The sequence below is a fragment of the Rhodovulum sp. FJ3 genome (assembly GCF_032918305.1).
GTDB lineage: Bacteria > Pseudomonadota > Alphaproteobacteria > Rhodobacterales > Rhodobacteraceae > SAT37.
Map to the genome: position 1 here is coordinate 117,493 of NZ_JAWJUU010000003.1, position 18,578 is coordinate 136,070.

An 18,578-nucleotide genomic window follows, 5' to 3' on the forward strand; every position below is an offset into this window, starting at 1 on the left:
GCGTTTTTCCGTTTGGGGGGGCGGCTCAGTCCGCGGGGGCGGGTCCGGCGGCGGCAAAGACGCGGTCGATCACGGCCTGCGTGCCCTTGGCGTCCTCCAAGGTCCACGGATAGGCTGCGCCCGTGCGCACAGAGGTGCAAAAGGCCTCAACCTGATGGACATAGTGATCATTAGACGGCCAGCGCTCGACCTGAACCGGCCCGTTGCCGATGCAATATTCCACCTGCGCCTCACCAAAGACGCGGGCATTGAACGGGGTCTTAACCTTGATATAGCCCGCACTGCCGTGAAACAGCATCTCCTGATAGGGCTGCATCCGCATGGAAATCATCGCGAAATAGCTGAACCCCTCGAACTGCCCCCAGATCTCGGTTTTCACGTCAACGCCGTTTTCCCATTCGATCCGCGCATCAATCGACACTGGCTCCTGCCCCGTCGCGAACCGCGCTGACCCGATGGTATAGACGCCGATATCGGGCAAGCCGCCCCCGCCCATCGCCGCGCTGTTGCGGATATTTCCGGGCTGATCGCCGTTGTGATAGGAAAACAGGCCGTTCACATGCATCAACTGCCCGATGGCGCCCACGGACAAGAGATCGCGCACGCGCTGCCATTGGGGGTGATGGACGATCATAAAGGCCTCTGCCGCCAACATCCCCGTTTCATCGCGCAGCGCGATCAGCGGGTCGATCTCATCCGCCTGCATCGCAATCGGCTTTTCGACCAGAACATGTTTGCCCGCCCGCATCGCCTTGGCCGCCCAGTCCACGTGCAACGTGTTGGGCAGCGGGACGTAAACCGCATCAATCTCCGGATCGGCCAGCAACGCGTCGTAACTGTCATGCACCCGCAGGTCGGGACAAAATGCGATAAACGGTTCTGCACGGGACGGATCGCGCGTCGCAATCGCGGCCAGACGCGCGCCCTTGGCCGCATGGATGGCCGGGGCCATGTGCTCTTGTGCGAACTTGGCCGCCCCCAGAATCCCCCAGTTGACTGCTGTGTTCATGTCGCCCCTCCCTTGGCAATTTCCCGAATGTTAGCGCATAAAAAAGCCCGCCGGAATGGCGGGCCTTTTCAGAGAGGAAGTTTTTTCGCGAACCGGCTTAGGCGCTGGCCAGCATGCCTTTTTCCTTGGCGAGGTTCTGCATCCGTTTTTGCAGCTTTTCGAACGCGCGCACCTCAATCTGGCGAATGCGTTCGCGGCTTACGTCATATTGGGTGCTGAGTTCCTCAAGCGTCACAGGGCTATCCTGCAGACGACGTTGAACCAGAATATCCTTTTCCCGATCGTTCAGCACATCCATCGCCTCCATCAAGAGGGCGCGGCGGCTTTCCATTTCATCGCGTTCTTCATAGGCCTCGGCCTGATTGGCGTCTTCGTCTTCCAACCAGTCCTGCCATTGCGCGGTGCCGCCGTCCTCGGACCCGATGGTCGCGTTCAACGACGCATCCCCGCCCGACATGCGGCGGTTCATGGCGATGACTTCGTCTTCGGACACGTTCAGGTCGTTGGCGATCTGTTTGACGTTCTCGGGGCGCAGATCGCCCTCTTCCAACGCACCGATGCGCGCCTTGGCCTTGCGCAGGTTGAAGAACAGCTTTTTCTGCGCGCTGGTCGTGCCCAGTTTCACAAGGCTCCACGACCGCAGGATATATTCCTGGATAGACGCACGGATCCACCACATCGCATAGGTCGCAAGGCGGAAGCCCTTTTCGGGGTCAAAGCGTTTCACGGCCTGCATCAGACCGACGTTGGCCTCGGAAATCACCTCGGCCTGCGGCAGACCGTAGCCGCGATAGCCCATCGCGATTTTCGCCGCCAGACGCAGGTGCGAGGTCACCATTTTATGGGCCGCCTCGGTGTCCTGATGATCCACCCAGCGTTTGGCCAGCATGTACTCTTCCTCAGGTTCCAACAGGGGGAACTTGCGGATTTCTTGCATGTAACGGTTCAGACCCTGTTCGGGACTGGGGGCCGGAAGATTGGTATAGGTGCTCATGGTCGTCTGCTCCCTCGTGGTCGGGAACTGATATGGTGGGTCGCGCCACACAGTTCAAGATTGCACATTCACGGACAATTAAACAGCTTCTGTGCGCAAAATCGTTAGAAATCCCTGAATGTGTCAGGTTTTCACGCCGATTTTCCTAAACAGGGTGGTTCAGCCCCGTTTTTGAAACATTTCGTCCCGTTGTTTCCACATCAACGCACAATCGCCCTGCAAGGTTCCACAAATCGCGCGATTTATGCGCCCCGCGAGGTGCCCACCGCGTCGATCAGAGCCTGCATATCGGGCGGCAAATCGGCCGAGAAGGACATCGATTCCCCGCTCTCGGGGTGGATGAATTCCAGTGTCGCCGCATGCAGGGCCTGACGCGGGAAATCGGCAATCGCGTTCAGGGCGGCGGGGGTATAGGCCTTGTCCGAGAGCTTGCGCCGCCCGCCATAGGTCTGATCCCCGATCAGGCCAAACCCCGCATAGGCCATATGCACGCGGATCTGGTGGGTTCGCCCCGTCTCCAGCCAGCAATCGACCAAGGACACCCCCGCCGGAGTGCCATAGGTTTCCACGACTCGCGCACGCGTCACCGCATGCCGCCCGTTGGACCAGCACACCGCCTGACGCTGGCGGTCGGTTTTGTGCCGCGCCAGTTGCGAGGTGACTTTCATGATATTGGCTTGCTCGAAACTGATCCCGCTCATCCCGCGCAGACGGGGATCACCGGCGTGGGGCACCCCATAGACCAGCGCCATGTAATGCCGCCCGACCGTATGCTTTTCAAACTGGGCGGCAAGGGCGGTGTGCGCCTTGTCCGTTTTGGCCGCGACCAGCAAGCCGCTGGTATCCTTGTCGATGCGGTGCACGATACCGGGACGTTTTTCGCCGCCGATCCCCGACAGGCTATCGCCGCAATGGAACAACAACGCATTGACCAGCGTGCCATTGGGACTGCCCGGTGCGGGGTGGACGACCATGCCGACGGGCTTGTTGATGACGATCAGATGCTCGTCCTCATAAATCACGTCCAGCGGGATGTCCTGCGCCACCGTTTCGACCTCTTCGGCCTCGGCAAAGCGCAACTCGATCTCGTCCCCTTCGGCGACACGGGCGCGCGGGTCCTCGATCACCAGACCACCGCGCGATACGCCCCCCGCCGCGATCAGTTTCGCCAAACGCGACCGCGATAGGCCCTCTGCCTCTGGCACGTCACGCGAAAGCGCCTTATCAAGACGTGCAGGCGGGTTCGGCCCGATGACGATCGTAATATGTCGAGGCATGAGGATGACTGATCCTATTGAAACGGGTCCGGACGACCAAGATCCGCTGAACCTGCGGTTTCTGCGGCTGCTGGTGACGATCCTGACCGGCGTGATGATTGCGGGCGTTGTAATTCTAGTTGCGCTGATTGTCATCCGTGTTCCGGCCCAGCCCACGATCCAATTGCCCGATCCGTTCGAACTGCCCGCCGGTGTGGTGGCGCGCGCGGTGACGTTCGGGGATGATTGGACCGCCGTGGTGACGGGCGATGACCGCATCTTGATCCTGAACGACGACGGATCAATCCGTCAGGACATCGCCATCAAACCCGCGCCCTAATCCGGAAACACCCGCGCCGCCAGAACCATGCGCGACGCCGCCGTGGCAAAGCACAGCGCGCCGAACACCCACGCCATGGGCGAAAACCACGCGGGCAAAAGGCAGAGCAGCACAAAGAACGCGATGGTTTCTGTGCCCTCCAGAATGCCGCCGGTGTAATAGAGAGATTTGACACCGCGTGCGTCGGTCTTCATCTCGCGCTTTTCGGCAAGGATGGCGAACCCAAGGAACGACGCCCCGTTGCTATAAAAGCTGGCCAACAGGAACGCCCCTGCCGCGCCGTTGCCCGCCGGATCGGCCCAGACAAACCCCATCGGCACCGCGCCGTAAAAGATGAAATCGCACACGATATCGAGGTATCCGCCGAAATCGGTCTTTCGGCTGGCCCGTGCGATCGCGCCGTCCAGACCATCGGCGATCCGGCTAAACGCCAGCGGGATCAGGGCCAGCGCGAACAGGCCCATCGCGATCATCACCGCCGCCAGAACCCCGAACCCCAGCCCGATCAGGGTCACCGCATTCGCGCCGATCCCCGCATCGGCCAAGCCCTGCCCGATCCGGTTCAGAACCGGATCAATCACCTTGCGCATTCTGGCGTCTAACATCGCGTCCCCCGTGGTTGGGCCCTTGATGGCGCATGGGCGGGGACGGGCGCAAGGGGCCTCACGCATCTGTTTGACAGGCCTCTGGGTTAGGACTAACGTCGCGGCGACTCTGTTGGGGTGCCCATGCGGGCTGAGATGCGCAAGCGAACCCATTGAACCTGAACCGGTTAGGACCGGCGGAGGGAACAGACCTCGGACCACGGCATGGGGAAAACCGCCCGCCACAGGTCCGGCGCCTTTCCCGCCCGAAAACCGTCCTGACCCCGAAACATGGGACAAGAATTGTGGTGGCAATCGCACTGACCATAGCGGGCAGCGACAGCGGCGGCGGCGCGGGCATTCAGGCGGACCTCAAGGCGTTCAGCGCGCTTGGTGTCTATGGGGCCAGCGTGATCACCGCCGTCACCGCCCAAAACACCCGCGACGTGACCGCCGTCCACCCGATCCCCAACGATGTGATTGCCGCCCAGATCGACGCAGTTCTGTCCGATCTAGACGTGCGTGCTATCAAGATCGGAATGCTGGGCAGTGGCGATCTGATCCGCTGTGTGGCCAAGGCGATTTCGGGGTTCGACGGGCCGGTGGTTCTGGATCCCGTGATGATCGCGAAATCGGGCGTCGCCCTGTTGCCGGATGACGCGGTCAGCACCCTGCGCGAGGTTCTGTTACCCCGCGCCACGGTTCTGACCCCCAACATCCCTGAGGCCGCGTGCCTCTTGAACACCACCGACGCCGAAACCGACGCGGATTTGCAGGCACAGGGGCAGGCCCTGATCGACATGGGCGCACAGGCGGTTCTGATGAAGGGCGGCCACGGCGCGGGGGAAATGTGCATCGATTGGCTGATGACGGGGGACGATGCGATCCCCCTCTCCGCCCCGCGCATCCACACCCGCAACACCCACGGAACGGGCTGTTCCATGTCCTCGGCCATCGCCGCCGGTCTGGCCGACGGGATGAGCCTGAGCGACGCCGTATCCCGCGCGCATGTCTGGCTGCACCACGCCATTGTCCGCGCGGATGACTTGAACGTCGGGCATGGCCACGGGCCGGTCCACCATTTCCACGGGCTCTGGGGATGAGCGGTCAGATCACCATCCTTGGCGCGGGCGTCGCGGGTCTGTGCATGGCGACCGAACTGGTCGCGCGCGGCTATGATGTGCGCCTGATCGACCCCAAGGGCGGACCGGGCGAGCACGGCTGTTCATGGTGGGCAGGCGGTATGCTGGCCCCCGATTGCGAAGGCGCGGTGGCCGAGGAACCCGTCGTGCGCCATGGGCGCAAGGCCGCCGAATGGTGGGCCGCAAACGGGGCCGAGATCACCTATGGCGGGTCTCTGGTTCTGGCCCTTGGGCGGGACCGGCAGGAACTGGACCGTTTTGCGCGGCGCACAGAGCGGTTCGACTGGATCACGCGGGACCGTTTGGCCGACCTTGAACCCGATCTGGCCGACCGGTTCGACCGCGCCCTGTTCATGACAGACGAGAGCCATCTGAACCCGCGCCCTGTCCTTCTGACCCTGCGCGAGCGTCTAGAAACGAACGGTGTTCAGGTTGAGACGACCGGCGCCCCCACCGGTCAGGTGATTGATTGCCGTGGCCTGAGCGCCACCGACCGTCTGTCCGACCTGCGCGGGGTCAAGGGCGAGATGGTGATCCTGCGCGCGCCCGATATCACCCTGTCGCGGCCTGTGCGTCTGCTGCACCCGCGCTTTCCCCTCTATATTGTGCCGCGCGGGGACGGGGTGTTCATGCTGGGCGCGACCCAGATCGAAAGCGGCCAGCGCACCCGCGCCACGGTCCGCTCGGTGATGGAACTGCTGAACGCGGCCTATGCCCTGCACCCCGCCTTTGGTGAGGCCGAGATCATGGAAATCGGCGTCGATGCGCGCCCCGCCTTTCCCGACAACCTGCCCCGTATCGGGCGCTATGCCGACGGGACGCTCTATGCGAACGGGTTGTTCCGGCACGGATATCTTTTGGCCCCCGCCCTTGCGCGGATGATGGGCGATCATCTGGATGCGGGCGGCGATCCACGCGAGAAACCGGAGTTCTGGCATGAAAATCACGATTAACGGCACTGTGACCGAGGTCGCGGCAACAACCCTGAACGACGTTCTGGAGGAAACCGGCTACGGCGGGGCCAAGGTCGCCACGGCGGTGAATGAGGCCTTTGTGCCCGCCACCCTGCGCGCCACCCACCCCATCACCGAGGGCGACCGCGTCGAAATCGTCGCCCCCCGCCAAGGAGGTTAACATGCCCACATTCTATGGCACCGAGATCGCATCGGCCCTGATGCTGGGCACGGCGCAATACCCGTCCCCCGCCATTCTGGCCGACGCGTTTCGCCAATCCAACGCGGGCATCGCCACGGTGTCCGTCCGGCGTGAGGCAGGCGGCGAACAGGCGGGGCAGGATTTCTGGCGTCTGGTGTCGGACCTGAACGTCGCGCTGCTGCCCAATACCGCCGGATGCCATTCCGTGCGCGAGGCCGTCACGACCGCCCACATGGCGCGCGAACTGTTCGACACGCCGTGGATTAAGCTTGAGGTGATCGGACATGCCGACACGCTGCAACCCGATCCGTTTGGGTTGGTTGAAGCCGCGCGCATCCTGACCGAAGACGGGTTTCAGGTGTTCCCCTATTGCACCGAGGATCTGGTCCTGTGCGACCGTTTGGTTCAGGCGGGGTGTGAGGTCTTGATGCCGTGGGGCGCGCCGATTGGCACCGGTCTGGGCCTTAACAACATCTATGGCCTGCGCAGCCTGCGCGCCCATTTCGCGGATATCCCCTTGGTGGTGGACGCGGGCCTTGGCCTACCCAGTCAGGCCGCCCATGCGATGGAACTGGGCTATGACGCGGTTCTGCTGAACACCGCCGTCGCGCAGGCGGGCGATCCGGCGGCGATGGCGCGCGCATTCGCCTTGGCAATTGAGGCGGGGCGCGCCGCGTTCACATCCGACCCGATGTCGCCCCGCGATATGGCGGCCCCCTCGACCCCCGTTCTTGGAAAGGCGTTCCTATGATGGCCCTGCCCCGTTTCTATCCGATCTTTGACGATGTGGACTGGCTGACCCGTCTGGTGCCGCTGGGGATCAAACTGGTCCAACTGCGGATCAAGGACCGCCCCGAGGATGTCATCCGCAGCCAAATCGCCGCCGCCCGCGATCTGTGCCGCGAACATGGCACGATCTTGGTGGTCAATGATTATTGGCAAATCGCGCTGGATCTGGGCTGTGACTGGGTGCATCTGGGCCAAGAGGATCTGGACGACGCCGATGTCGCCGCGATCCGTGCAGGGGGCCTGAAACTGGGCCTGTCGACGCATGATGACGCCGAACTGGACCGCGCGATGTCCTATGCGCCGGATTACGTCGCGCTGGGGCCTGTCTATCCGACGATCCTGAAGAAAATGAAATGGCACCAACAGGGTGTGGACAAACTGACCACGTGGAAATCGCGCATTGGCGATACGCCCCTAATCGCGATTGGTGGCATGTCGGTTGAGCGCGCAGCAGGCGCGTTTGACGCGGGCGCGGATGTGGTGTCGGCGGTGACGGACATCACCCTGAATCCCGACCCCGAGGGCCGCGTTCGCGACTGGCTGCGGGTCTGCGGATGACCCGCTACGCCCGCCAGATCGCCGTGCCCACCTTTGGGTTGGATGGACAGGAGCGCCTGTCCGCCGCGCGCCTGTTGGTGATTGGTGCGGGGGGGCTGGCCGCGCCGGTGCTGCAATATCTGGTCGGTGCGGGCGTGGGGCAGATCACCCTGATCGACCCCGACCGCGTGGACCAGAGCAACCTGCACCGCCAGACGATTTTCCGCGAGGCCGACATCGGCGTGCCCAAGGCCACCGCCGCCGCGCGCCATATGGCGGCCCTGAACCCCGAGGTGCGCGTGACGCCCGTGATCGGCGCGTTTGACCCGGACACCGCGCCCGCGCTGATCAGCGGGGCCGATCTGGTCCTTGATTGCGCCGACAGTTTCGCGGCCAGCTATATCGCCAGCGACATTTGCCGCGACACGGCCACCCCGTTGATCAGCGCGTCGGTCGTCGGCACGGAGGGCTATTGCGGCGGGTTCTGCGCCGGTGCGCCCAGTTTGCGCGCGCTGTTCCCCGACCTGCCCGACCGGTTGGGCAGTTGCGATGCCGATGGCGTGCTTGGCCCGTCGGTCGGGGTGATCGGCGCGCTGCAGGCACAGATGGCCGTGGCGGTTTTGACCGGCGCCACGCCCGCGCCATTGGGCCAGTTGATCACCTATGACGCGGCCGCGCTGCGGTTCGGGGGGTTCCGGTTTGACGGCGCGCCCGAACCCGAGGGCGGCATGACCTTTGTCACGCCTGCCGCGATCACCGCCACCGATCTGGTGATCGACCTGCGCGCGGCGGACGAAACAGGCCCTGCCCTGAACACGCCGCACCGGCGCGTGGTCACGGATTTTGACAATTTCACCCCGCCCGTCCCCGACGCGGCGCGCATCGTTCTGGCCTGTCGCTCGGGCCTGCGCGCGTGGCAGGCGGGCGAACGATTGATGCGAACATGGCAAGGCGACATCGCCCTGATGGCCCTTGGCGACACAGAGACATATGAGGAGACACCGCAATGAAACACCTAACCCTTGCCGCCGCCCTGTTGGCCGCATCCCCCGCCGTGGCCGCCGATGAAATGACGGTCCTCTTGGACTGGTTCGTGAACCCCGACCACGGTCCGATCATCGTCGCGCAGGAAAAGGGCTATTTCGCCGACCAAGGTCTGGACGTGGAAATCATCGCCCCCGCCGATCCGTCCGATCCGCCGAAACTGGTCGCCGCCGGTCAGGCCGAACTGGCGATTTCGTACCAGCCGCAACTGCATCTGCAGGTGGCCGAGGGTCTGCCCCTGAAACGGGTGGGCACGCTGGTCGCGACGCCGCTGAACTGTCTCTTGGTACTGGAAGACGGCCCGATCAAGGAAATCGGTGACCTGAAAGGTGCCAAGATCGGCTATTCCGTCGCCGGTGTCGAAGAGGCCCTGTTGTCCGCGATCCTTGGCAAGCACGACCTGTCGGTCGATGACGTGGAACTGGTCAATGTGAACTGGTCCCTGTCGCCGTCCCTGATGTCGGGTCAGGTCGACGCGGTTCTGGGCGCCTACCGGAACTTTGAGTTGAACCAGATGGAAATCGAGGGCGTCGAGGGCAAGTGCTTTTACATCGAAGAAGAAGGCGTGCCGACCTATGACGAACTGATCTACGTCGCCAATAAGGACAGCATGGACACGGACAAAATCCGCCGTTTCCTGCGCGCGACCGAACTGGCCACGCAATACATCGTCAACCACCCCGAAGAGAGCTGGACCGTGTTCAGTGGCACCTCGCCCGAACTGCAGGATGAGCTGAACGAGATGGCATGGGCCGACACCCTGCCCCGTTTTGCCCTGCGTCCCGAGGCGCTGGACGAAGGGCGCTATGTGCGGTTTGAACAGTTCCTATCGGACGCGGGCCTGATCACCGGCACCCGCGCGGTGGACGATCTGGCCGTGGATCTGGGTGAGCAATGAGCTACGGCACCACATTCCCCCTATGGCGGGCGGCGGCGGGTCACCATTGGCCCGCCTATACCGAGCACGCCTTTGTCGCGGGTTTGGGCGACGGCACCCTGCCGCAGGACGCGTTCCTGCATTACCTGCGTCAGGATTACGTGTTCCTGATCCATTTCTCGCGCGCATGGGCCTTGGCCGTGGCCAAGGGCGAAACGGTCGCCGAAATGCGTCACTGCGCGGCGACGGTGCATGCGTTGATTGACCATGAGCTGTCGCTGCACATCGACATCTGCGCCCGTGCGGGCATCTCCGAGGACGAGCTGTTCGCAACCGAAGAACGCATCGAAAACCTTGCCTATACGCGGTTCGTTCTGGACGCGGGGCATTCGGGCGATTTCCTTGACCTGATGGCCGCGCTTGCGCCTTGTGTGATGGGGTATGGTGAAATCGGCGCGCGTCTGTTGGCGGCGGGTGGCGATGGTCCCTATCGACAATGGATCGAAACCTATGGCGGGGACGACTACCAAGAGGTCTGTCAGGCCGCCGGCGCCCTGATCGACGGGGCCGTTGCGCGCCGTTTGGGCGATGATCCGACGGCCAGCCCGCGTTGGGCGTCTCTGTGCAACCGGTTCACCACCGCCACGCGCCTAGAGGTCGGGTTCTGGGACATGGGGTTGCGCCCGTGAGTGCGCCCGCCCTGCACCTCGACGGGTCCGCACGCTATGACGGGACACCGGTCTTTAGCGACCTGTCCCTGCGCGTGCCTGCGGGGGAATGGACCTGTCTGCTGGGGCCCAGCGGGGTGGGCAAATCGACCATCCTGCGCCTGTTTGCGGGCGCGGATACCGGTGCCGATTTCGACGGAAGTTTTGGCGCCGATGATGGCGCGCCGATGGAGGGGCGCATGGCGTTGATGGCACAGGATGACCTGTTGCTGCCATGGCTGGATCTGCGCGCAAACGTGGCGATTGGCGCGCGTCTGCGCGGTGAGGCCCCCGATCTGGCGCGGGCCGAGGCGACATTGGCCCGCGTGGGTCTGGCCGGTATGGAAACGCGCCGCCCCGCCGAATTATCGGGTGGTCAGCGTCAGCGTGTCGCGCTGGCCCGCACCTTGATGGAGGATCGCCCGATTGTCCTGCTCGATGAACCGTTTTCGGCCCTTGATGCGCGCACGCGCTCGCAGATGCAGGACCTGACCGCCGAAACATTGGCCGGACGCACGGTTCTGTTGGTGACACATGACCCGTCCGAGGCCGCGCGCCTTGGCCATCACATCCTGATCATGGGCCCCAATTCGGTGACGCCCGTCGCGCCGCCCTCCGGTCCCATCCCCCGCTCCGTTGACGCGGCGGATGTCTTGGGCGCGCAGGCCGATCTGCTGCGCCAGCTACGAGGACTGCCCGAATGAACACCGTTCTTACCCGCACCCCGACCGAAGATTTGCGCGCCGCAGTGATGGACGATTGGACCGCCGCGACGACGCATCCGTTTGTGCACGCGCTGGCCGATGGAACCCTGCCGCGCGAGATCATGGCGGGTTATCTGCAACAGGATTATCAGTTCGTGGACGGTTTTGTCCGTCTGTTGGCCAGTGCGGTCGCCCACGCGCCGACATTGGCCGACGCGGTTCCGGCGGCGCAATTTCTGGGCGTGATCGCGGGGCCGGAGAACACCTATTTCCTGCGCAGTTTCGAGGCGCTAAATGTCCCCGCCGCCGCCCCGACCGCGCCTGAAACCCGCGTGTTTCAGGACCTGATGAACGAGGCGCGCCAAACGGGGCGGTATGAGTGCATGCTGGCCGTTCTGGTGGTGGCCGAATGGTCCTATCTGGACTGGGCGACGCCGTTCGCGGACCGCGTGCCGGACCTGCCGTTCTGGTTGGGCGAATGGATCACGCTGCACACCGGCACGGGGTTTGAGGGCGTTGTGGCCTATCTGCGCGGGCAACTGGACGCGGTTTGGGCCGGACTGGATGACGCCGCGCGCGCCGATGTGAGGGACCTGTTCACCCGCGCCGTCGCGGCCGAGCGCGCCTTTTTCGACGCCGCATGGGCCGGGTTCGAGGTCGGTCGATGAGCGGCTGGCGCGCGGGCATCCTGTCGGCGCTGCTGGGCGTCGCGATATGGCAGGCGGTGGTCTGGGCCACGGGCTTGCCGCGCTTTATCCTGCCCGGTCCCGGTCTGGTCGCGACGACCATCTGGAAGAGCCGCGCCCTGATCGCCGAACACGCGCTGATCACCATGACCGAGGTGATTGCGGGCCTGATCCTTGGGACCGTCCTTGGGGCGCTGTCCGCCGTGGGTCTGGCCGCGTCGAAATGGGCGCGGACCCTCGTGCGCCCGATGCTGGTCTTCAGTCAGGCGATCCCCGTCTTTGCCCTCGCGCCCATTCTGACGCTGTGGTTCGGATACGGGTTGGGGTCCAAGGTCGTGATGGCCCTGATCATCATCTATTTTCCGGTGACATCGTCGTTCTTTGACGCGCTGATGCGCCCCAACCGCGACTGGATCGGACTGGCCCGTGTGATGGGGGCCAGCCCCGCGCGCATCATGTGGCACATCCGCATTCCCGCCGCCCTGCCGGGTCTGGCCAGCGGCGTGCGTCTGGCCGCCGTTTATGCACCGATCGGGGCGATCATCGGGGAATGGGTCGGGGCCAGCAAGGGCCTTGGATATCTGATGCTGCTGGCCAACGGGCGGGCGAAAACCGATCTGATGTTCGCCGCCCTGATCGTTCTGGCCGTGTTCACCATCGTGATCCACGCCGTGGTCAGCCGGATCGCAACCCGCCTGCTAGAGCGCTATTAAACGCCCTTGGTCAGCGCGTCATGCGCGCGCAGGGTTGCCAGCAGGTCCTTGAGCGCATCCAGGCGCACCATGTTCGGCCCGTCCGAGGGCGAGCGCGCGGGTTCTTCATGCGTTTCGATGAACACCGCCGCCGTCCCCACAGCCACCGCCGCACGGGCCAGCGGGCCAACGAATTCACCCTGACCGCCGGTCGATGTGCCCTGCCCACCGGGCAATTGCACCGAATGGGTCGCGTCGAACACGGTCGGATAGCCGGTTTCGGCCATGATCGGCAGGCACCGGAAATCGGACACCAGCATGTTATAGCCAAAGCTGGTCCCGCGATCGCACAGCATGATGTTTTCGTTGCCGGTGGATTCGATCTTGGTCACCACGTTTTTCATGTCCCACGGCGCAAGGAACTGACCCTTTTTGACGTTGATCGCCTTGCCCGTATCACCGGCGGCCAGCAACAGGTCGGTCTGGCGGCACAGGAACGCGGGGATTTGCAGGACGTCGACGTAGTCTGCGGCGCGTGCGGCCTGATACGGCTCGTGGATGTCGGTGATGACGGGACAGCCGAACTCGTCACGGATCGCCGCCAGAATATCCAGACCCTTTTCGATCCCGACACCGCGCCCGCCGGACACCGAGGACCGGTTCGCCTTGTCGTAGCTGGCTTTAAAGATAAAGGGGATGTTCAGATCGGCGGTCATCTCGGCGATGGCACCGGCCAACATGCGGGCGTGATCGAGGCTCTCAAGCTGACAGGGACCGGCGATCAGGGTGAACGGGCGGTCATTGGCAATCGTGAGCGAGCCGACGGATACGTTTTTCATCTTGGCCTACCTTGGTTGGTTTCGGGGCGGACGGGGTTAAACGATACCCGCGCGCACACAGTCATGAATGTGGAGCAAACCCTGCACATGGCCCGCCTCGTCCAGCACGAAGAGCGCGCTGATCTTGCTGGCGTTCATCACCTGCAGGGCCTCGGACGCCAGAATGCCGGACGTCACCGATTTGGGGTTCTTGGTGGCGACGTCAATGGCGCGGCGATCCAGCAACCCATCAAGGTTCCGGCGCAAGTCGCCATCGGTGATGATTCCGACCAGACGGTTGTCCGCATCGACCACACCGGCGATGCCAAACCCCTTTTCCGTGATCAGCAACAGACCATCGCGCATGCTGGTTTCCGGCGCGATCAGGGGCAGCGCGTCGCCCTTATGCATCAACGCATTCACCCGCACCAACTGTGCGCCCAGCTTGCCGCCCGGATGGAACAGGTGGAAATCTTCTTTCTGGAACCCGCGCGTCTGCATCAACGCCACAGCAAGCGCATCACACAGCGCCAGCGTCGCCGTCGTGGACGTGGTTGGCGCGATGCCGATATGGCAGGCCTCGGGTGCTTGGGGCAACAACAAGGTCACATCGGCCTGACTGCCCAGACTGCTGTCGGCATTGCGGGTGATCGCGATCAGGGGGATCTGGAACCGGCGGGTATAGGTGATCAGATCGGCCAGTTCGGTCGTCTCACCGGAATTGGAAATCGCGATGCACAGGTCGCTGCGGCTGATCATGCCCAGATCGCCGTGGCTGGCCTCGGTCGCGTGGACGAATTGCGCGGGCGTGCCGGTCGAGGCAAACGTCGCCGCCGCCTTGCGCGCGATATGGCCCGATTTGCCAACGCCCGTCAGGATCACACGTCCCTGCACATTGAACAGCATCTCCAGCGCCTTCAGGTGCGGCGCGCCAAGGCCCTCGGACATTTCGCGCAGCGCATCGGCCTCGGTCGCAAGGACCTGTTGCATCGCGGTAATCTGGTCGGCGTCGGACAAAACGGTATCAGGGGACATGGGTCTCGGGCATCTGCAAAGGGTCGGCCCGCAGGCCATCGTGATGGCAGGCATGTATAGCGAAAAGCGCCTCAAGAAAAGGCGCTTATGGCGCGATGGGCCACATGTCGCCCGTCGATTAGGGGCCGATTGAACCGGTGCGGTCGTGTTTTTGGGAAATGGTACCGCCTCCCCGGCTCGAACGGGGGACCTCTGGATCCACAATCCAGCGCTCTAACCAACTGAGCTAAGGCGGCACTGAGGGGCGATTTACCGGCCCCCGATTGGGATTGCAAGAGGGATTTGTCTGAAATTTGCGATCCTTTGACGCCGCCGCCCGAACGCGGTCGCCCCTTGCCAATTCTGCTGCGAAAAGCTAGCGAAGAGCGACCAAAGGAGAGCACCCCATGGGTATCAACACCGAACGCGACATTGAGGCCAATCTGCAAATCGGCCCCACCACCGAAGGCATGGTCCGTCTGTTCATCGACGCAGGCGAATTGGAAATCCCGATGGATTTCTCGCCCGAAGAGGCCGAAGAGATCGCCGAGGAAATCCGCGCCGCAGCGGGCCGCGCCCGCGCCCTCAGCGAGAAATAATACCCTCGGGCGTTACGCGCGGATCGCGATAGGATCGCAGGCGCGTGGCCGCATGGCGCGCGAATTTCAGGGTCATCACCTTGCGCCGTGCGGCGGCCAGCTTGGTTTCCGGCCCCATCCGTTGAATATCCGCGTCATAGGCATCGGCCAGCATCAGACCGGTTTCGGGCGGCAGGATATCCACCGGAAAATCCCCGTCCACAGCCCAGAAAAACCGGTCGCACCATTCCAGATAGCCCTGCCATTTGGAATCGGATTGGTAATCCGCGCGGCTGCTTTTGCATTCAATGATCCAGATTTCGCCCTTGGGGCCAAGCGCCATCACATCGACGCGCAAACCGGACGTGGGCACCAGTTCCTCAACCGTGACAAAGCCATGGCTGCGCAAATGGCGACAGACCCCGCGCGCCAACAGCTGACCAGGCATCATATTCGCGGTGGGGTTTTCGGGCATGTCCTGCATGGGATTAACCATGAACGAAACGGGAACACATGTCTAGAGGATTGCCACCCGACGCAGGCGCGGACGGTGTATGAATTTCGACCGCGCGCCCTTGTAACGGCATGGTTCCTGCACTAGGTCAGGGCGTGGCGGGCTTCTGCGCTTCTCGTAAGACGGTTCAATTCCGGTGGCCTTAAGCAAATCCGAGGGAGCTGGCTCTGTCGTGGCCCTGGCTTCGTTACCTGGCGCCCACCTGTACATACAGGTCCTCGGGAATAGTTAACCATACGGATGCCGCGGTTCCCGCCACACACCCCACACACCAAAAACCGGCGCGCCGATCACTCGATGATGCGGCGACGGCTGCGCGGGTCGGGGGTATCCGCACGAACGGGCACGACGGCATGTTCGACCGCGACGGGGTCTTTGGGACCGGAGCCGGTGGTGTCATCGTTCTGCAACCGCATGATCGCGATGCCGAACTGAACACCGGAAAAGACGATCCCGTTGAACATGAACAGCATGAACACGGCCAGCGGGCCATCGGCACTGTTCTGAACGAGATGCCACAGGTTCGCGACATTGGCGGTCAGCAACATGGCAACAAACGCCGCAGACAGGCCAAAGCCGATCAAAACCTGACGGATATACAAACGCACGAGACGGGGCATGGCAGCTTCCTCTCTTGGGATGGGTATATGATAAAACGGCAGGGCACGGTGACAAGTTACCCCTTTGTCGCAGGCCTTATCGGAACCGGCTGAACAATTTGCGGTTCAAGCGGGCGAATTCCCGAAAGAACGCCGTCGGCCCGCCAAGGTCGCGACCGATGAAATAGAAAAACCCGATGATCGCCCCCGTGCCCGCGCCGATCACGTCCACGATCAGATCCCACATCGTATCGATCAGGCCGGATTTCTGCATATTCAGGCCGAATATCTGATCCATGGCGAACTCGAAAATCTCCCACACCGCGCCGATGGTCACGGCGAAGGAAAACGCGATTAGGGACAGGGCCCATGGCGGTGCGGCGTATCGGTCACCCTCAAACAGGAACAGGGCGAACACCACCCCCATCAATCCAAAGCCCAGCGCCGATCCCCCGTGCAACGCCACGTCCCACCACCAATAGCGGTTATAGAAATCAAGGACCTCGCCCAGAAACAGCGTCGCAAACAGGAACACGGAGATCACCGCGATCATACTGACGGGCAGATGCACCCCCAAGCGCCGCCCGACCAGTTCCGGCACAGTCGACAGGGTCAACGTGGCCAGCGCGACAAAGGCCACGGACCACCGCGCCTCAATCAACGCGCCGATCAGAACCGCCATCAGTGCGATACGCACCGCCGACACGATCCATGACTGATGAAACAGGCGCATTTGGGTCCTTTCCGTTTGGCAAAACCGTGCCCCCCTGTTGGCGGGGCGTCAAGGCGACCCCATATATTTTACATGGCACATCCCCGTCCCCTTCGGCTTGGCAGCTATAATATCCGCAAATGCGTCGGCCTTGATTGGCGGCGCAGCCCCGAACGCACGCTGGATGTCGTTGCGGGAATGGGCGCGGATGTGGTGGCGCTGCAGGAGGCGGACAAACGTCTTGGCCCGCGGCCAAGCGCCCTGCCCCGTCATGAAATCGCGGCGCGCACGGGGATGACGCCCCTGATCCCCGATGAAAACGGGCCCAGCATCGGGCACCACGGCAACGCCATTCTGGTGGGCGACGGGGTTGAGGTTCTGAACCTGCGCGGGATCGACCTGCCCGGTACGGAACCACGCGGCGCGTTGATTGCGGAACTGCGCCCCAAGGGTGCGGATCACCCAATCCAAGTGGTCGCCGCCCATCTGGGCCTGATGCGGCGCGACCGCCAGCGTCAGTTTCACGCGATCCGCGCGGCCCTGATGGACAGCACGGCGCCCCTGTTCATCATGGGGGATTTCAACGAATGGTCGCGCACGCGCGGTCTGGACCCGCTCACAACCGATATGTCGGTGATCTCGCCGGGCCACAGCTTTCACGCCGCGCGCCCGATTGCGGGGTTGGATCGGGTGGCCCATTGCGGGGCCAGCCAGTTGATGGATGCTGGTGTGATCGAAAGCAAACTTGCGCGCAAGGCGTCCGATCATTTGCCGATCTGGGCGGACTTCACCCTGAACCCTTAACGGCGGGGATCAGAAATCCTCGGGCCGTGCCTCATGCGCCATGTGATCCAGCACGGCGTTGACGAACTTGGGTTCCTTGCCCTCAGGAAAGAACGCGCGCGCCACATCTACGTATTCGGTGATAACCACCTTGAACGGGGTGTCGTTGTCGACCAGTTCGGCCCCCGCCGCACGGAACAGCGCCCGCAGAGTCGGGTCGATCCGGCCCAGCGGCCATTTCGCCACCAGCGCGCGGTCGGTCATCTGGTCGATCTTGGCCTGCCAGTTCACCGCACTTTCCAGCGTCTTGCGGAACAGGTTAATGTTGGCCTCGGCCATCTCGACGCCCTCATAGGTCGCGCCGATGCGGTGCTCTTCGAATTCCTGACGGACGGTGTCAATCGACACGCCCGAATGCTCCATCTGGAACAGGGCCTGCACGGCATAGAGCCGCGCCGCAGATTTGCGTTGCCGATTTTCAGTGCCTTTGGTCATGCCCGCGGTGTTCCTTCGCTGTCGCCGGCCATCTGGATATTGCCCGAGGGGCGGAATCCGACGCCTTTGGTTTCGCGCCCCCATTTGCGCGACAGCGCGATAAGATGCAAGGCCGCCATGGCCGCCCCGCCACCTTTATTCTGATCTTTGGGGTTGGCGCGGACCTCGGCCTGTTGGCGATTTTCAACCGTCAGGATACCATTACCAACGCAGGCACCCGTCAGACCAAGCGTCGACAACCCGCGCGAGCTGTCGTTGCAGACGGTGTCGTAATGGGTGGTTTCGCCACGGATCACACAGCCCAGCGCGACATAGCCGTCAAAGTTCGACTGGCGATGGGCAATCGAAATCGCCGTCGGCAGTTCCAGCGCGCCAGGCACCTCAACCACGTCATAGGTGGCGCCCGCGTCCTCCAGCATCGCCTTGGCCCCGCTCAGCAGGTCATCAGCGATATCACGGTAATAAGGCGCAACGGCGATCAGCACTTTGACAGGCTTGTCAAACGTCGGCAGCGGCGGTGTCCAGTGGGTTTCGGTTCCGGCCATGATC

At 63.2% G+C, this 18,578-nt stretch carries 25 protein-coding genes, 1 tRNA gene and 1 riboswitch; of the genes, 14 read left to right on the plus strand and 12 right to left on the minus strand.

Features of this window, described 5'->3' with window-relative positions; genetic code table 11:
• Positions 1-25: 25 nt before the first annotated feature.
• The 3 genes from R1W00_RS09575 to R1W00_RS09585 form a co-directional block, all read right to left on the minus strand.
• Positions 26-1,009: a Gfo/Idh/MocA family oxidoreductase gene (locus R1W00_RS09575; protein WP_317262516.1), complete on the minus strand. Its 984-nt coding sequence runs from the start codon at positions 1,007-1,009 to the stop codon at positions 26-28.
• A 97-nt stretch (positions 1,010-1,106) separates the two neighbouring features.
• Positions 1,107-2,003, minus strand: coding sequence for an RNA polymerase sigma factor RpoH (rpoH, locus tag R1W00_RS09580; RefSeq protein WP_317262517.1), 897 nt, complete (start codon positions 2,001-2,003; stop codon positions 1,107-1,109).
• Between the two features lie 242 nt (positions 2,004-2,245).
• Entirely contained in the window at positions 2,246-3,280 is a 1,035-nt protein-coding gene (locus R1W00_RS09585) for an RluA family pseudouridine synthase (RefSeq protein WP_317262518.1), read from the minus strand.
• Positions 3,281-3,284: 4 nt separating this feature from the next.
• Here R1W00_RS09585 and R1W00_RS09590 point away from each other — a divergent pair, with 4 nt between their 5' ends.
• Positions 3,285-3,599, plus strand: coding sequence for a DUF6476 family protein (locus tag R1W00_RS09590; RefSeq protein WP_317262519.1), 315 nt, complete (start codon positions 3,285-3,287; stop codon positions 3,597-3,599).
• On the opposite strand, the gene R1W00_RS09595 is transcribed toward R1W00_RS09590, so the two are convergent.
• A complete protein-coding gene (locus R1W00_RS09595; protein WP_317262520.1) occupies positions 3,596-4,204 on the minus strand; it encodes a CDP-alcohol phosphatidyltransferase family protein in 609 nt (202 codons plus the stop codon). The two genes, R1W00_RS09590 and R1W00_RS09595, sit on opposite strands and share 4 nt — an antisense overlap.
• A 103-nt stretch (positions 4,205-4,307) precedes the next feature.
• Positions 4,308-4,406, plus strand: a riboswitch (TPP riboswitch).
• Between the two features lie 82 nt (positions 4,407-4,488).
• Between R1W00_RS09595 and thiD the strand changes: the two genes are divergently transcribed.
• Genes thiD through R1W00_RS09650 form a run of 11 tightly spaced genes read left to right on the plus strand, consistent with a single transcriptional unit; the run spans position 4,489 to position 12,537 of the window.
• On the plus strand, positions 4,489-5,286 hold the full coding sequence (gene thiD, locus R1W00_RS09600) for a bifunctional hydroxymethylpyrimidine kinase/phosphomethylpyrimidine kinase (RefSeq protein ID WP_317262521.1): 798 nt from the start codon (positions 4,489-4,491) through the stop codon (positions 5,284-5,286).
• Entirely contained in the window at positions 5,283-6,278 is a 996-nt protein-coding gene (locus R1W00_RS09605) for an FAD-dependent oxidoreductase (protein WP_317262522.1), read from the plus strand. The genes thiD and R1W00_RS09605 overlap by 4 nt, the downstream gene beginning before the upstream one ends.
• A complete protein-coding gene (gene thiS / locus R1W00_RS09610) occupies positions 6,262-6,459 on the plus strand; it encodes a sulfur carrier protein ThiS (protein ID WP_317262523.1) in 198 nt (65 codons plus the stop codon). Before R1W00_RS09605 ends, thiS begins: the two co-directional genes overlap by 17 nt.
• Position 6,460: 1 nt before the next feature.
• Complete coding sequence (locus tag R1W00_RS09615) at positions 6,461-7,231, plus strand: thiazole synthase (protein WP_317262524.1); 771 nt, start codon at positions 6,461-6,463, stop codon at positions 7,229-7,231.
• A complete protein-coding gene (locus R1W00_RS09620; RefSeq protein ID WP_317262916.1) occupies positions 7,231-7,827 on the plus strand; it encodes a thiamine phosphate synthase in 597 nt (198 codons plus the stop codon). Before R1W00_RS09615 ends, R1W00_RS09620 begins: the two co-directional genes overlap by 1 nt.
• Positions 7,824-8,816, plus strand: a complete 993-nt coding sequence (locus tag R1W00_RS09625; protein WP_317262525.1) for a HesA/MoeB/ThiF family protein — start codon at positions 7,824-7,826, stop codon at positions 8,814-8,816. Before R1W00_RS09620 ends, R1W00_RS09625 begins: the two co-directional genes overlap by 4 nt.
• Positions 8,813-9,748, plus strand: coding sequence for an ABC transporter substrate-binding protein (locus tag R1W00_RS09630; RefSeq protein WP_317262526.1), 936 nt, complete (start codon positions 8,813-8,815; stop codon positions 9,746-9,748). Before R1W00_RS09625 ends, R1W00_RS09630 begins: the two co-directional genes overlap by 4 nt.
• Positions 9,745-10,416 (plus strand): thiaminase II, encoded by a 672-nt coding sequence (gene tenA, locus R1W00_RS09635; RefSeq protein ID WP_317262527.1) that lies wholly within the window; start codon positions 9,745-9,747, stop codon positions 10,414-10,416. Before R1W00_RS09630 ends, tenA begins: the two co-directional genes overlap by 4 nt.
• On the plus strand, positions 10,413-11,138 hold the full coding sequence (locus R1W00_RS09640; protein ID WP_317262528.1) for an ABC transporter ATP-binding protein: 726 nt from the start codon (positions 10,413-10,415) through the stop codon (positions 11,136-11,138). The genes tenA and R1W00_RS09640 overlap by 4 nt, the downstream gene beginning before the upstream one ends.
• Positions 11,135-11,806, plus strand: a complete 672-nt coding sequence (locus tag R1W00_RS09645; RefSeq protein WP_317262529.1) for a TenA family protein — start codon at positions 11,135-11,137, stop codon at positions 11,804-11,806. The genes R1W00_RS09640 and R1W00_RS09645 overlap by 4 nt, the downstream gene beginning before the upstream one ends.
• On the plus strand, positions 11,803-12,537 hold the full coding sequence (locus R1W00_RS09650) for an ABC transporter permease (RefSeq protein ID WP_317262530.1): 735 nt from the start codon (positions 11,803-11,805) through the stop codon (positions 12,535-12,537). The genes R1W00_RS09645 and R1W00_RS09650 overlap by 4 nt, the downstream gene beginning before the upstream one ends.
• On the opposite strand, the gene kdsA is transcribed toward R1W00_RS09650, so the two are convergent.
• From kdsA to R1W00_RS09665, 3 genes are all read right to left on the minus strand, one after another.
• Positions 12,534-13,355 (minus strand): 3-deoxy-8-phosphooctulonate synthase, encoded by an 822-nt coding sequence (kdsA, locus tag R1W00_RS09655; protein WP_317262531.1) that lies wholly within the window; start codon positions 13,353-13,355, stop codon positions 12,534-12,536. The two genes, R1W00_RS09650 and kdsA, sit on opposite strands and share 4 nt — an antisense overlap.
• A gap of 36 nt (positions 13,356-13,391) precedes the next feature.
• Positions 13,392-14,369: a KpsF/GutQ family sugar-phosphate isomerase gene (locus R1W00_RS09660; RefSeq protein WP_317262532.1), complete on the minus strand. Its 978-nt coding sequence runs from the start codon at positions 14,367-14,369 to the stop codon at positions 13,392-13,394.
• Between the two features lie 159 nt (positions 14,370-14,528).
• A tRNA-His gene (locus R1W00_RS09665) sits at positions 14,529-14,605 on the minus strand.
• Positions 14,606-14,755: 150 nt separating this feature from the next.
• On the opposite strand from R1W00_RS09665, the gene R1W00_RS09670 reads away from it, so the two are divergent.
• Positions 14,756-14,947, plus strand: coding sequence for a DUF6324 family protein (locus R1W00_RS09670; RefSeq protein ID WP_317262533.1), 192 nt, complete (start codon positions 14,756-14,758; stop codon positions 14,945-14,947).
• On the opposite strand, the gene R1W00_RS09675 is transcribed toward R1W00_RS09670, so the two are convergent.
• The 3 genes from R1W00_RS09675 to R1W00_RS09685 form a co-directional block, all read right to left on the minus strand.
• Positions 14,934-15,401, minus strand: coding sequence for an MmcB family DNA repair protein (locus R1W00_RS09675; RefSeq protein WP_410901549.1), 468 nt, complete (start codon positions 15,399-15,401; stop codon positions 14,934-14,936). The two genes, R1W00_RS09670 and R1W00_RS09675, sit on opposite strands and share 14 nt — an antisense overlap.
• 329 nt (positions 15,402-15,730) lie before the next feature.
• Positions 15,731-16,060 (minus strand): hypothetical protein, encoded by a 330-nt coding sequence (locus R1W00_RS09680; RefSeq protein WP_317262535.1) that lies wholly within the window; start codon positions 16,058-16,060, stop codon positions 15,731-15,733.
• 76 nt (positions 16,061-16,136) lie between these two features.
• A complete protein-coding gene (locus R1W00_RS09685; protein WP_317262536.1) occupies positions 16,137-16,772 on the minus strand; it encodes a hypothetical protein in 636 nt (211 codons plus the stop codon).
• Between the two features lie 72 nt (positions 16,773-16,844).
• Here R1W00_RS09685 and R1W00_RS09690 point away from each other — a divergent pair, with 72 nt between their 5' ends.
• Positions 16,845-17,555 (plus strand): endonuclease/exonuclease/phosphatase family protein, encoded by a 711-nt coding sequence (locus R1W00_RS09690; RefSeq protein WP_317262537.1) that lies wholly within the window; start codon positions 16,845-16,847, stop codon positions 17,553-17,555.
• Positions 17,556-17,564: 9 nt separating this feature from the next.
• Here R1W00_RS09690 and nusB read toward each other — a convergent pair whose 3' ends face one another.
• Together nusB and R1W00_RS09700 are read right to left on the minus strand one after the other, a co-directional pair.
• A complete protein-coding gene (nusB, locus tag R1W00_RS09695; protein WP_317262538.1) occupies positions 17,565-18,029 on the minus strand; it encodes a transcription antitermination factor NusB in 465 nt (154 codons plus the stop codon).
• Complete coding sequence (locus tag R1W00_RS09700; RefSeq protein WP_317262539.1) at positions 18,026-18,574, minus strand: 6,7-dimethyl-8-ribityllumazine synthase; 549 nt, start codon at positions 18,572-18,574, stop codon at positions 18,026-18,028. The genes nusB and R1W00_RS09700 overlap by 4 nt, the downstream gene beginning before the upstream one ends.
• Between the last annotated feature and the right edge of the window lie 4 nt (positions 18,575-18,578).

What these genes read in the sequence shown, in the direction of transcription:
- R1W00_RS09575 (WP_317262516.1), bottom strand. Translation starts at nt 1,009, where the DNA reads ATGAACACAGCAGTCAACTGGGGGATTCTGGGGGCGGCCAAGTTCGCA.
- rpoH (WP_317262517.1), bottom strand. Translation starts at nt 2,003, where the DNA reads ATGAGCACCTATACCAATCTTCCGGCCCCCAGTCCCGAACAGGGTCTG.
- R1W00_RS09585 (WP_317262518.1), bottom strand. Translation starts at nt 3,280, where the DNA reads ATGCCTCGACATATTACGATCGTCATCGGGCCGAACCCGCCTGCACGT.
- R1W00_RS09590 (WP_317262519.1), top strand. Translation starts at nt 3,285, where the DNA reads ATGACTGATCCTATTGAAACGGGTCCGGACGACCAAGATCCGCTGAAC.
- R1W00_RS09595 (WP_317262520.1), bottom strand. Translation starts at nt 4,204, where the DNA reads ATGTTAGACGCCAGAATGCGCAAGGTGATTGATCCGGTTCTGAACCGG.
- R1W00_RS09605 (WP_317262522.1), top strand. Translation starts at nt 5,283, where the DNA reads ATGAGCGGTCAGATCACCATCCTTGGCGCGGGCGTCGCGGGTCTGTGC.
- thiS (WP_317262523.1), top strand. Translation starts at nt 6,262, where the DNA reads ATGAAAATCACGATTAACGGCACTGTGACCGAGGTCGCGGCAACAACC.
- R1W00_RS09615 (WP_317262524.1), top strand. Translation starts at nt 6,461, where the DNA reads ATGCCCACATTCTATGGCACCGAGATCGCATCGGCCCTGATGCTGGGC.
- R1W00_RS09620 (WP_317262916.1), top strand. Translation starts at nt 7,231, where the DNA reads ATGGCCCTGCCCCGTTTCTATCCGATCTTTGACGATGTGGACTGGCTG.
- R1W00_RS09625 (WP_317262525.1), top strand. Translation starts at nt 7,824, where the DNA reads ATGACCCGCTACGCCCGCCAGATCGCCGTGCCCACCTTTGGGTTGGAT.
- R1W00_RS09630 (WP_317262526.1), top strand. Translation starts at nt 8,813, where the DNA reads ATGAAACACCTAACCCTTGCCGCCGCCCTGTTGGCCGCATCCCCCGCC.
- tenA (WP_317262527.1), top strand. Translation starts at nt 9,745, where the DNA reads ATGAGCTACGGCACCACATTCCCCCTATGGCGGGCGGCGGCGGGTCAC.
- R1W00_RS09645 (WP_317262529.1), top strand. Translation starts at nt 11,135, where the DNA reads ATGAACACCGTTCTTACCCGCACCCCGACCGAAGATTTGCGCGCCGCA.
- R1W00_RS09650 (WP_317262530.1), top strand. Translation starts at nt 11,803, where the DNA reads ATGAGCGGCTGGCGCGCGGGCATCCTGTCGGCGCTGCTGGGCGTCGCG.
- kdsA (WP_317262531.1), bottom strand. Translation starts at nt 13,355, where the DNA reads ATGAAAAACGTATCCGTCGGCTCGCTCACGATTGCCAATGACCGCCCG.
- R1W00_RS09660 (WP_317262532.1), bottom strand. Translation starts at nt 14,369, where the DNA reads ATGTCCCCTGATACCGTTTTGTCCGACGCCGACCAGATTACCGCGATG.
- R1W00_RS09670 (WP_317262533.1), top strand. Translation starts at nt 14,756, where the DNA reads ATGGGTATCAACACCGAACGCGACATTGAGGCCAATCTGCAAATCGGC.
- R1W00_RS09675 (WP_410901549.1), bottom strand. Translation starts at nt 15,401, where the DNA reads ATGCCCGAAAACCCCACCGCGAATATGATGCCTGGTCAGCTGTTGGCG.
- R1W00_RS09680 (WP_317262535.1), bottom strand. Translation starts at nt 16,060, where the DNA reads ATGCCCCGTCTCGTGCGTTTGTATATCCGTCAGGTTTTGATCGGCTTT.
- R1W00_RS09685 (WP_317262536.1), bottom strand. Translation starts at nt 16,772, where the DNA reads ATGCGCCTGTTTCATCAGTCATGGATCGTGTCGGCGGTGCGTATCGCA.
- R1W00_RS09690 (WP_317262537.1), top strand. Translation starts at nt 16,845, where the DNA reads ATGGCACATCCCCGTCCCCTTCGGCTTGGCAGCTATAATATCCGCAAA.
- nusB (WP_317262538.1), bottom strand. Translation starts at nt 18,029, where the DNA reads ATGACCAAAGGCACTGAAAATCGGCAACGCAAATCTGCGGCGCGGCTC.
- R1W00_RS09700 (WP_317262539.1), bottom strand. Translation starts at nt 18,574, where the DNA reads ATGGCCGGAACCGAAACCCACTGGACACCGCCGCTGCCGACGTTTGAC.